We start from the raw sequence: 12,293 nt of genomic DNA on the forward strand, positions 1-12,293 counted from the left end.
AAGCAGTTCGAGTCCGGGTGAACGTCATGTGGTGGAGCAAAGGTAAATCGCGGGTAACCGAGGGCGCACAGGCCCTGGCATCGCCAATGATCATGTCCCTGGAACCGCGGATGCTGTTCGACGGCGCCGTCGCCGCGACCGTGGCCGATGCCGCGCAGCCGGACGCCCATCCCACCGCCGATGCGGCCAAGACGCCTACGGCCGATCAGGCCAGCGATACCCACGCGGCCCAGGGCCAGACCGATGCCACCGATGCCGCCGTTCCGGGCAAGTCCGTGGTGTTCGTCGATTCCCGGGTCAAGGATGCCGCGAGCCTGCTCGAAGGCGTGGCGCCCGGCACCCAGGTCGTGCAACTGGACGCCACCAAGGACGGCTTGCAACAGATCGCCGATTACCTGGACACCCACCAGGGCGTCAGCTCGGTACAGATCATCGCCCATGGCAACGCCGGTGATCTGTGGCTGGGCAACGTCTACCTGTCGGCGGATAACGTCCAGGCCCGCAGCGAGGTGCTGGCGCAGATCGGCCAGGACATGAACGCCGGTGGCGATATCCTGATCTACGGCTGCTACACCGCTCAAGGCGAGCGTGGCCTGGAACTGGTCGACTCGCTGGCGCAACTGACCGGCCGCGACGTGGCGGCGTCCAACGACCGTACCGGCCTCGGTGGCGACTGGGACCTGGAAATTGCCACCGGCAACATCGAAAGCGCCAACGTACTGTCGGCCAACGCGATGAGCGACTACCAGTGGGGCCTCGCCACCTGGACCGCCACCAACAACGCCAATACCGGCGTCGGCTCCCTGCGCGCGGCCCTGGCTTCTGCGCAGAACGGCGACATCGTCACCTTCAGCAGCGGCATGACCGTGGCGCTGACCCAGGTGTTGGTGGTCAACAGGAACGTGACCATCGATGGCGACCTCAATAACGACAACGTGGCCGATGTCACCCTCGACGGGCAATTCCGCACCCAGGTCCTTAACGTGACGTCCGGTACGACGGCAACCCTCGATGGCCTGGTGATTACCCGTGGCATGGTGGCGGGTGACGGGGGCAATGGTGGTGTCGACGCTGCGGTTGCCAAGGCCGGCGGTATCTACAACGCTGGAACCCTGACCCTGAGGAACGTCACGATTACCGCGAACGCCGCATCGGGCGGTGGCGGCGGTGGCGGCGTGACGCCGCAATATGCCGGTGGTGGCGGCGGCGGCGGTGGTGCGGTCGGCAGCGGTACTGGTGGCCGCGGCGGCGATACGCTCAATGCCACGGGCTCCGTCGGTTCGACGGGACAAGGCGGCGCCGGTGGCGGCTTCTTCAACATGGGCGGTCGCGGCGGCAACTCCACCGGTGGTGCCGGTGGTGCCGCGTACCCGGGCTACAGCACCGGATCGGCCGGCGGCACGGCGGCCAGCGCTGGCTTGTCCATTGGCGGCGGCGGTGGCGGTGACGGCTATAACGCTATCGGCGGCGCCGGTGGCGGTGCGGTTGGTGGTATCTACAACGACACCGGCGCAACCTTGCGCATCATCGGCAATTCGGTGATTTCCAACAACATCGGCGCCGGTGGTGGTGGCGGTGGCGGCGGTGCCGGAGGTGGCTACACCCATACCGGCGGCGCGGGCGGCGTTGGCGTCGGCGCGATCTGGAACAAGGGTGCGATCCTGATCACCGCGGCCAACTTCGCGGCCCTGTCGGGCAACGTCGGCGGCAGCGGCGTTGGCGGCAGCAGTGCTGGCACCGCAGGCAATTCACCGGCTTCCGTCGCCAATGTCTACGGCGACGGCGGCACCATCAACACCAACTATGTACCGGACCTGACCCCGCCGACCGCGACGGTCGTGGTGGCCAATACCAGTCTGAACTCCGGCGGTACGTCGCTGGTGACCGTCACCTTCTCCGAAGCCGTGACGGGGTTTACCTCATCCGACCTGACGGTGCAGAACGGCACCGTGGGTGCTTTCAGCAGCGCTGATGGCGGTATCACCTGGACCGGCACGCTGACGGCGGCCAGCAACATCGCTGATACCACCAACGTTATCACTCTGGACAACACCGGTGTTGTCGACCTGGCGGGCAACGCTGGCGTAGGCACCACCAACTCGAACAACTACGTCGTCAACGACACCGTGGCGCCCACGGCGACCATTGTGGTAGCCGATACCGCCTTGAGGATTGGCGAGACCTCGCAGGTGACTATCACGTTCAGCGAAGCGGTGACCGGCTTCACTAACGCCGACCTGACCATTGCCAATGGCACGTTGAGCGCGGTCAGCAGCAGCGACGGCGGCATTACCTGGACGGCCACCCTGACACCGGACGCCAGTGTCACCGACACCACCAACCTGGTTGTCCTGACCAACACCGGGGTGGCGGACCTGAGCGGCAACGCTGGCGTTGGCACGACCAACTCCAACAACTACGCCATCGACACCGTGCGGCCGACCGCGAGTATTGTCGTGGCTGACACGGCACTGCGCGTCGGTGAAACGTCCCTGGTGACGATTACCTTCAGCGAAGCGGTGAGCGGCTTTACCAACGCCGACCTGACCATTGCCAACGGCACGTTGAGCGCGGTCAGCAGCAGCGACGGCGGCATCACCTGGACCGCGACGTTCACGCCGAGCGCCAGCGTCAGCGACACCACCAACCTGATCACTCTGGACAACACCGGGGTGGCGGACCTGAACGGCAACGCCGGCAGCGGCACCACCGATTCGAACAACTATGCGATCGATACCGTGCGTCCCACTGCGACTATCGTCGTGGCCGACACGGCACTGAACATCGGTGAAACGTCCCTGGTGACGATTACCTTCAGCGAAGCGGTGACCGGCTTCACCAACGCCGACCTGACCATTGCCAACGGCACGTTGAGCGCGGTCAGCAGCAGCGATGGCGGCATCACCTGGACTGCGACGTTCACGCCGAGCGCCAGCGTCGACGACGCTTCCAACCTGATCGCCCTGGCCAACACCGGCGTCGCGGACACCGCTGGCAACGCGGGCACCGGTACCACCAACTCCAACAACTACGTCATCGACACCGTGCGGCCGACCGCCAGCATTGTCGTTGCCGATGCTATGTTGAGCATCGGCGAAACCTCGTTGGTGACGATCACCTTCAGCGAGGCGGTGACTGGCTTTACCAACGCCGACCTGACCATTGCCAACGGCACGTTGAGCGCGGTCAGCAGCAGCGATGGCGGCATCACCTGGACGGCGACGTTCACGCCGAGCGCCAGCACCAGTGACGCCAGCAACCTGATCACCCTGGACAACACCGGGGTGAGCGATGCGGCGGGCAACGCCGGCAGCGGCACCACCGATTCCAACAACTACGCCATCGACAACGTGCGCCCCACCGCCACCGTGGTGATTGCCGACACGGCGCTCGCCGCTGGCGAAACCTCGCTGGTGACGATCACCTTCAGCGAGGCGGTGACCGGCTTCACCCTGGCCGACCTGACTGCCGCCAACGGTATCCTGAGCGGGCTGAGCACCAGCGACAACATCACCTACACCGCAACCTTTACCCCGAGTGCCGGCATCAGCGACACCAGCAACCTGATCACCCTCGATAACACCGGCGTCGTCGACGGCGTGGGCAATGCCGGAACCGGCACCACCGACTCCAACAACTACGTCGTCGATACGCAACGCCCGACCGCCACCATCGTTGTGGCCGATAACGCGCTGAGCGTGGGCGAAACCTCGCTGGTGACCATCACCTTCAGCGAAGCGGTCAGTGGCTTCGACAACTCTGACCTGAGCGTTGCCAACGGTACGCTGAGCGCAGTCAGCAGCAGCGATGGCGGCATTACCTGGACTGCGACCCTCACACCGACCCTCGGAATCGTCGATGCCACCAACGTCATCGTGCTGACCAACACCGGCGTCACTGATGCAGCGGGCAATACCGGTACCGGCACGACCAACTCGAACAACTACCAGGTCGACACCAACGTGCCGACGGCCACCATCGTGGTCGCCGACTCTTCGTTGAGTATCGGTGAAACCTCACTGGTGACCATCACCTTCAACGAAGCGGTGAACGGGTTCGACAACAGTGACCTGACCGTCAGCAACGGCACCCTGACCAACGTCAGCAGCAGCGACGGCGGAGTGACCTGGACGGCCACCTTCACCCCGAGCGTCGGCATTTCCGATACCAGCAACCTGATTACCCTGGACAACACCGGCGTGCGCAACGGTGCGAACAACGCCGGGGTCGGCACCACCGACTCCAACAACTATGCCGTCGACACCGTGCGCCCCACCGCGACCGTCGTCGTCGCCGACACCGCCATTGGTGCCGGCGAAACCTCGCTGGTGACGATCACCTTCAGCGAGGCAGTGAGCGGTTTCACCAGCGCCGACCTGACTGTCGCCAACGGTACGGTGACCGGGCTGAGCAGCAGCGATGGCGGAGTTACCTGGACCGGGACATTCACACCGACTGTCGGCGTCAACGACACCAGCAACCTGATCACCCTCGATAACACCGGCGTCGTCGACGGCGTGGGCAATGCCGGCACCGGCACCACCGACTCCAATAACTACGCCCTCGATACCCAGCGTCCGACGGCCACCATCGTGTTGAGCGACTCAACGCTGCGGCCGGGGGAAACCGCCCTGGTGACCATCACCTTCTCCGAAGCGGTGACCGGCTTCACCAACGCTGACCTGAGCGTTGCCAATGGCAGCCTGAGTGCGGTCAGCAGCAGCGACGGCGGCCTGACCTGGACCGCCACGTTCACGCCGACCGTAGGCGTGAGCGATGCCTCCAACCTCATCGTCCTGGACAATACCGGCGTGAGCGATGCGGCCGGCAACGCCGGGACAGGTACGACCAACTCGGCCAACTACGCGGTCGAAACACAGGTGCCGACCGCCACTGTCGTGGTGGCGGACAGTTCGCTCACGGTGGGGGAAACCTCCCTGGTGACCATTACCTTCTCGGAAGCGGTCAGCGGCTTCGACAATTCGGACCTGAGCGTGAGTAACGGCACATTGAGCAATGTGTCGTCCTCCGACGGCGGTGTGACCTGGACAGCGACCTTTACCCCGAGTGCCAGTATTTCCGACACCAGCAACCTGATCAGCCTGGACACCAGCGGCGTGGTCAACGTTTCCGGCAACAGCGGTGTCGGCGTGGTGGACTCCAACAACTACGCGGTCGACACCGTGCGCCCGGGCGCCACCATCGTGGTGGGCGATACCAGCCTGGGCATCGGCCAGACCACCACCGTGACCATCAGCTTCACCGAGGCGGTGACCGGTTTCGACCTGTCGGACCTCAGTGTCGCCAATGGTGTGTTGTCCAATCTCGCCAGCAGCGACGGTGGCCTGACCTGGACGGCGACCCTGACGCCTACGGCGGGGGTCAACGACGCCACCAACCTGATCCTGCTCGACGCCAGCACCGTGCAGGACATTGCCGGCAACGCCGGCGCGGGTATCGCCTTCTCCAGCAACTATGTACTCGATGCCACCCGGCCGACCGCGACCATCGTGGTTGCCGACCCGAGCCTGACGGTGGGCGAGACAACCCTGGTAACTATCACCTTCAGCGAGGCCGTGAGCGGCTTCGACCTGTCGGACCTGAGCGTCACCAATGGCGAACTGACCAACCTGACCAGCAGCGACGGCGGCAAGACCTGGACGGCGACCTTCACCCCCACGGTGAATCTCACCGATCCGAGCAACTTCATCGCTCTGGACACCAGCAATGTCAACGACGTGGCGGGCAATGCCGGGGCCAGCGTGGCGGTGTCCAACAATTACGCGATCGACACCGTGGTGCCCAACGACGTGAAGCCACCACCGGAGTTCCTGACCACGGATCCCGTCACGGTCGTTCCGCCGTCCGATGTGCCGCTGCAGCCAATCGTCTTCACGCCGCCGACGGGCGACCTGGGTTCGCCATTGGGCTTCCCACCGCTGTTCGAGCAACGGGATGTGGGCGGCGGCCTGCGGCCGATAGGCGATATTTTCATCAACCGTGGCGAACTGGCACCGAGCTATATCGCCCAGGTGTTCAGCACGGATGCCTCCGGCGATGGCTCGGGACAGGGGTTCCTGGGTTTTGGCGGGGGCGATGGCGGGGTGTTCGGCAGCAGTACCATCTCGACTCTGTTCAACCATGATTCCGGTGCTGAAAGCGAGTCGATGGATGCCTTCGGCCATCCTTCAGTCCCAGGCGGTGATGCGTCTCAAGGTGCGCGCGGGATATTCGGTGCACCGACCTTGGGCCAGCAACTGCAACACCTCAAGGACACTGAGCAGCGTCAGGTCGACAGCCTGGCAATGGCGCTACAACAGATAGGTGTCAGCCAGGTACAGGCCTGAAGAACTCAATAAAAAAAATTGTGCGACAACCAGGGGCATTCCAGGGAATGAATAGAAGTCAGAAGTTATTCAGTATGAGTCTGCTGGCAGTGGTGGTCAGTGGGTGTGCAGTCACCAGTGAGCCGATCGATCGCAGCGTCAGCGAACAGCGCGCCCAAACCGATCTGCAGAACATGTACAAGGGCCAGGAGCCCCTCAGCGGCCCGCTGACCCTGCACCAGGCCATGGCCCGGGCGGTGAAGTACAACCTGGAGGGGCGCCTGAAGATCATGGAGGAGGCGCTGGCCAAGCGGCAGCTGGACCTGGCCAGTTTCGACATGCTGCCACGCATGGCGCTGGATGCCGGCTACGTGGGCCGCAACAACGTCAACGCCTCCAGCAGCCAGAGCGTGGAAACCGGCACCCAGTCCCTGGAGCCGTCGACCTCCCAGGACCGTGACCGTGAAGTGGCCGACCTGACCATGGTCTGGAACGTGCTCGACTTCGGCGTGAGCTACATCAGCGCCAAGCAGGCCGGTGACCAGCGCCTGATCGTCCAGGAACGCCGGCGCAAGGTGATCAACACCATCGTCCAGGACGTGCGTTCCGCCTACTGGCGCGCCATGGCCGCCGAACGCCTGCTCAAGCAGATCGACAGCCTGATGGCCCGGGTCGAAGCAGCGCGCAACAACAGCCAGAGCATGAGCGAGCAGCGCATCGGTGACCCGGTACAGGCCCTGGGTTACCAGCGCTCGCTGATCCAGGCCACTCGCCAGCTCGAAGAGCAGCGGCGTGCGTTGTCCCTGGCCAAGACCGAACTGGCCACCCTGATCAATCTGCCCCTGGGCACCGAGCTGACCCTCGCGACTCCGGATGAGTACGAGATCCCTGAACTCAAGGTCGACATGGCCCGTCTCGAGCACGAAGCCCTGACCAGCCGTCCGGAACTGCGCGAGCAGGATTACCAGACCCGCATCACCGCCGCCGAAACCCGCAAGGCCATGCTGCGCCTGCTGCCGGGGCTGGAGTTTTCCGCCGGCGGGCACTACGACAGCAACTCGTTCCTGGTGGAGCAGGGCTGGGCCGACTACGGCGTGAAAGTCACCTGGAACCTGTTCAACGTGATCTCCGCCCCGGCGGCCATCGACGTGGCCAAGGCCGGTGAGGAAGTGGCGGCGGCGCGGCGTCAGGCAATGTCGATTGCCGTGCTGGCGCAGTTGTACGTCGCCAATGCCAACTATCGTGATGCGCTGCGCCAATTCAAGACCAACCAGCAACTGTCGGACATCGACGGACAGATTGTCGGCCAGTTGCGCAGCCGTCATCAGGCCGCCGGTATTGGCGAACTGGACCTGATCCAGGGCGAACTCAACACCTTGCAAGCCGACCTGCGACGGGATCTGTCCTACGCCGACCTGCGCAATGCCTACGGCCAGATCTTCGCCAGCGCCGGTCTTGACCCGATGCCCGACGAAGTGCAATCGACCCAGGTGCAGTCGATTGCCACGGCACTGGCCAACCGTGAAGCAGCCTGGGCCCAGGGCGACATCACGGTGCCGAAAGCGGCAGTGAAGCCATAACCGGGCGTGAGCATGACGCGCCCGGCGTTTTCCCGGCTGCCGGTGACGGTGGACCTGCCCCTGCTGTTGCAAGCGTTGGCGGCCATTGAAGACGATCGCTGGCAGGGGCATTTCAACAGCGCCTACTACCACGGCGACTGGAGCGGCGTGGCGCTGATTTCGGCGGCCGATGCGCTGACCGAATTGTCGCCTGGCCAGGGTCAGCCTTTGCATCGGGCGCCCTGGTCAAACGATGATCGCTGGCACCGGGCGCTGTGTGGCTGGTCCCTGGAGGTCGTTTCGGCCCGGCTGTTGCGGCTCGGGCCCGGCGGACAGATCCATGAGCACCGTGACTATGACCTGGGCGGGCCGGACGCCGACCTGCGCCTGCATGTGCCGCTGCTCAGTCCGCCTGACGTGGATTTCTGGCTGGAAGGGCAACGTGTTCCGATGAAAGCCGGTGAGTGCTGGTTTCTCGATCTGTCGCGGCCCCACCGTGTCGATAATCGGGACCGGTTGCCACGGGTCCATCTGGTGCTCGATTGTCGCCCCGGCCCCTGGCTGGAGCAGCAGATTCTCGATGGGTTGCCCACCACCCCGACTGCCCGCGACGGGCACAGCGACTTTCTGCGCTTTCAGCAGCAGGTGGCAAGCGATCCCCAACTCGCCCGGACCCTACAGAGCCTGGAAGACACGGACGCTTTCATCGAATGCGCCGTGACATTGGCTGCCCGACAAGGGTTGCATGTCGGCCGGGAGCAATTGCGAGCGGCCATGCGCAACGGTCGTCGGCAATGGCGTGAACAATGGAAGGCTTGAACCTGGACGGCTGGCTGCCGATCCGCGTGTGGCAGGAGGCCGGGCAGTGGCGGGTCGGCTGGTGCTGGTTCGGGAACGGACGCTTGTCGCAACCATTCTTTGGCGATTCGGTGGAAGACGCTCTGCGCCTACCCTTCAACCAGGTGTTCCGCCGTCAGACGCCCTTGGACGCGCTCGGTCAGTGGCAGCAACAAAGCCCAGGCCTGGCCCCCGGAGCTTTCATCTTCCATGCTTCGCGCTGCGGCTCGACATTGATCAGCCAGATGCTTGCGCAACTGGATGACCATATCGTTATCTCCGAACCGCCGCCGCTGGACACGCTGTTGCGCAGCGATATACCCCATGCCGAGCGGTGCGCAGCGATCAAGGGATTGCTGTCGTCCTATGGACAGCGCCGTCTGGGCGTGGAGCAGCGATTGGTGATCAAGCTCGACGCCTGGAACATCGGCGAACTCCTCCTGCTGTTGGAATGTTATCCCGATACGCCTTGGCTTTTTTTGTACCGCGATCCTGTGGAAATCGCCGTCTCCCACCTGCGTCGTCCCGGCATGCACATGGTGCCGGGGATGATCGGGGCGAGTGTGCTGGACGACGGCCTGCCATTCACCGGCCAGGAAGATTTCATTGCGCGACGGCTGGGCCGGCTGTTGCAGGTGGGGTTGGAGCATTGCCGCGGCTCTGGTGGGTTGGCGGTCAACTACCACGAGCTGCCCGAGGCGATGACGGGAAGGTTGGCGGGGTTTTTCCGGCTGGACGATGGACAACTCAAGCAGGCTTTCGCGGCGGTGGGACGGCACGCCAAACAGCCGGCGCAGGTATTTGCCGATGACAGCGATGAAAAACGCCGGGAGGCTTCGCCATTGCTGCGCGAGCGGATGGAGCGTTGGGCGCGGGGGTCCTATGAGGCGTTGGAGAATCTGCGCAATGATCTTTGTGGCGAGGGGATCTAGCGAAACGTCGCACCGCCCCGCTGGGTTGCGCAGCAACCCCCGACATTCTAGGACCGCTCCGCGGCCCAGCGGGGCGGTGCGACGTTTCGATAAATCCCCTCGCCACAGGGGCATGCCTCTCTCCCCAGGATCATACGTCAGGGCTTGTTCGGTGACAGCTCCGCCATCCCTTTCAGCAATTCGATAGGCAGGGGAAAAACGATGGTTGAACTCTTGTCCCCGGCAATCGACCCCAGCGTCTGCATGTAGCGCAGTTGCATGGCGCCTGGCTGGCGCCCGAGCATCTCGGCGGCCTGCATGAGTTTTTCCGAAGCCTGCAGCTCGCCTTCGGCATGGATCACCTTGGCCCGCCGCTCCCGTTCGGCCTCGGCTTGCCGGGCGATGGCGCGAATCATCGATTCGTTGAGGTCCACATGCTTGATTTCGACGTTCGCCACCTTGATACCCCAGGCGTCGGTCTGGGCGTCCAGCACCTGCTGGATATCGCCGTTCAATTGCTCGCGTTCGGCCAGCAGTTGGTCCAGGTCATGTTTACCAAGCACGGCGCGCAGGGTGGTCTGGGCCAGTTGGCTGGTCGCCATGAGGAAGTTCTCGACCTGGATGATTGCCTTCTGCGGGTCGAGGACGCGGAAGTACAGCACCGCATTGACCTTAACCGAGACGTTGTCCCGGGTGATCACGTCCTGCGGCGGTACGTCGAGCACGATGGTGCGCAGGTCGACGCGGATCATTTGCTGTACCACTGGAATCAGCAGGATCAGCCCGGGCCCCTTGACCTGCCAGAACCGGCCGAGCTGGAACACCACCGCGCGCTCGTATTCGCGCAGGATCCGAAACGTCGAAGCCGCCAGCGCGATCAACAGTAACAGCAGCATTACAAAACCGATTTGCATACCCATCTCATGCTCCTTGTGAGTCAGCGGGGGCCACTTCCAGCAGCAGGCCCTTGCGTGCGATGACGCGCACCGCTTGTCCAGGCCGTAGCGACGTGGCGCATGTCACTTGCCAGCGTTCGCCTTCCAACTGCACCCAGCCGTGGTGATGATTGCCGGCCTGCAGGGTGGTCACCGCGGTGACGCTTCCCAATAACGCGGCATCGCCACTGACCGGTTGGCGCGGCCGGGTTTTCAGTGCGCGGATCAACAGGAAGATCAGCAGCAAGGCACTGACCAGGCCCAGCCCGATCATCAAGGGAACAGGCACATCGGCATTGGTCAGGATAATCGCGCCGATGACACACAAAATGATGCCGCCCAGCCCAGCTACGCCATAGTTGGGCAAAGCCGCCTCGGCGACCAGCAAGGCCACGCCCAAGGCAATCAGCCAGAAACCCAGGGGACTGGCGACCAACAGCACCGGGCCATCGGCTGCCAGCGTCGTTCCGCTCATGGCCAACAGCGCGAGCATCAAGCAGCGAATATTCACTGGACCCTCCGCAACGCCTGTGCGTGACGTTTGTCCACAGTCGTTACTCTCAGTCTAGTCGAAGCGTGGATTGATCGAATTTTGAGCAGTCCTACGATGCCCCAGAGGCTAGACTGCTGGGAGAGAGACCGCATCCAGCCATGTCAGGAGTGCCCATGGAAACCCCCATCCACAGCCTTCCCGCCCTGTTCAAGCAACTGGGCCTGCCCGACGATGCCGTCAGCATCGATCAGTTCATTGCCAGCCATTCACCCCTCAAGCCCGAATTGCATTTGGCTGACGCGTTTTTCTGGAACGAGGGTCAGCGGCAATTGCTGCGCGACGAAATCCTCGAGGATGCCGATTGGGCGATGGTTGTGGATCGGTTGAATGAGTTGTTGAGAAAGGGGCGCAGTGATTGATGTAGATGCAACAAAACCTCTGGGAGCGAGCCTGCTCGCGAAGCGATCGCTCTGTTACATCGATTTGGCTGACAGACCGCTTTCGCGAGCAGGCTCGCTCCCACAGAAGCATTTATTATTACTTTTTATTATTAATAAATAGCTTCTTATTCCTTAAGTAATATAACTCTCCTCCCTATACTCGTCCCTGAACAGACACGCAGGAGAGCACCCATGCGCAACGAATCGACTCGCTACCTGATTGTGCCGGGCTGGCAAGGATCGCCGGAAAATCATTGGCAGACCCATTGGCAACACAGTTTGCCCAACAGCGCCCGGGTCGAGCAGGACGACTGGCTGACGCCCCGACGTGAAGACTGGGTGGCCGCGCTGGCCGAGGCCATTGCCGCCGACAGCACGCCGGTGATCCTCATTGCCCATAGCCTGGGCTGCATCACGGTTGCCCATTGGGCCGCCACCGCGCCGCTGCAACTGCTACGGCAGGTTCGCGGGGCGTTGCTGGTGGCTCCGGCGGATGTCGAGCGGCCGGCCTGTGCGCCTGCGCTGCGCAATTTCGCACCGATTCCCACCGACCCGTTGCCCTTTCCCAGCCAAGTGGTCAGTTCCGACAACGACGCCGCGGTGAGTGCGCCGCGTGCGCTGGAGTTGGCGCGTAACTGGGGGGCCGAAGCCGGGATCCTGAGCGGGGCGGGGCACATCAACGTGCAGTCCGGCCATCAGCGCTGGGAGCAGGGTTTCGCCTATCTCTATCGTCTGCAAAACCGCATGGAGCATCACGCTCTACGTCGCGCCTGAATTTTTTAACGCCCTTCC

The 12,293-nt window shown here is 63.5% G+C and carries 8 protein-coding genes; 6 read left to right on the forward strand and 2 right to left on the reverse strand.

The features are described from left to right. The first annotated feature begins 26 nt into the window (after positions 1-26). Genes LOY67_RS01045 through LOY67_RS01060 form a run of 4 tightly spaced genes read left to right on the forward strand, consistent with a single transcriptional unit; the run spans position 27 to position 9,654 of the window. On the forward strand, positions 27-6,347 hold the full coding sequence (locus LOY67_RS01045) for an Ig-like domain-containing protein (protein WP_265065552.1): 6,321 nt from the start codon (positions 27-29) through the stop codon (positions 6,345-6,347). Between the two features lie 47 nt (positions 6,348-6,394). Next, complete coding sequence (locus LOY67_RS01050) at positions 6,395-7,906, forward strand: TolC family protein (protein WP_265065553.1); 1,512 nt, start codon at positions 6,395-6,397, stop codon at positions 7,904-7,906. Between the two features lie 12 nt (positions 7,907-7,918). Then, positions 7,919-8,704 carry an aspartyl/asparaginyl beta-hydroxylase domain-containing protein gene (locus LOY67_RS01055; RefSeq protein WP_265065554.1) on the forward strand — a complete coding sequence of 262 codons (786 nt, stop codon included), beginning with the start codon at positions 7,919-7,921 and terminating at the stop codon, positions 8,702-8,704. Continuing rightward, positions 8,692-9,654: a sulfotransferase family protein gene (locus LOY67_RS01060; protein ID WP_265065555.1), complete on the forward strand. Its 963-nt coding sequence runs from the start codon at positions 8,692-8,694 to the stop codon at positions 9,652-9,654. The genes LOY67_RS01055 and LOY67_RS01060 overlap by 13 nt, the downstream gene beginning before the upstream one ends. A gap of 137 nt (positions 9,655-9,791) precedes the next feature. Here LOY67_RS01060 and LOY67_RS01065 read toward each other — a convergent pair whose 3' ends face one another. Beyond that, positions 9,792-10,553: a slipin family protein gene (locus LOY67_RS01065; RefSeq protein WP_144929741.1), complete on the reverse strand. Its 762-nt coding sequence runs from the start codon at positions 10,551-10,553 to the stop codon at positions 9,792-9,794. Position 10,554: 1 nt separating this feature from the next. Further along, positions 10,555-11,079 carry an NfeD family protein gene (locus tag LOY67_RS01070; protein ID WP_265065556.1) on the reverse strand — a complete coding sequence of 175 codons (525 nt, stop codon included), beginning with the start codon at positions 11,077-11,079 and terminating at the stop codon, positions 10,555-10,557. Positions 11,080-11,234: 155 nt separating this feature from the next. Between LOY67_RS01070 and LOY67_RS01075 the strand changes: the two genes are divergently transcribed. Together LOY67_RS01075 and LOY67_RS01080 are read left to right on the forward strand one after the other, a co-directional pair. Continuing rightward, positions 11,235-11,480 carry a DUF2789 domain-containing protein gene (locus LOY67_RS01075; RefSeq protein ID WP_258629785.1) on the forward strand — a complete coding sequence of 82 codons (246 nt, stop codon included), beginning with the start codon at positions 11,235-11,237 and terminating at the stop codon, positions 11,478-11,480. 213 nt (positions 11,481-11,693) lie between these two features. Beyond that, positions 11,694-12,275: an alpha/beta hydrolase gene (locus LOY67_RS01080; protein WP_265065557.1), complete on the forward strand. Its 582-nt coding sequence runs from the start codon at positions 11,694-11,696 to the stop codon at positions 12,273-12,275. The last annotated feature ends 18 nt before the right edge of the window (positions 12,276-12,293 follow it).

It is taken from the genome of Pseudomonas sp. B21-056, from assembly GCF_026016325.1.
GTDB lineage: Bacteria > Pseudomonadota > Gammaproteobacteria > Pseudomonadales > Pseudomonadaceae > Aquipseudomonas.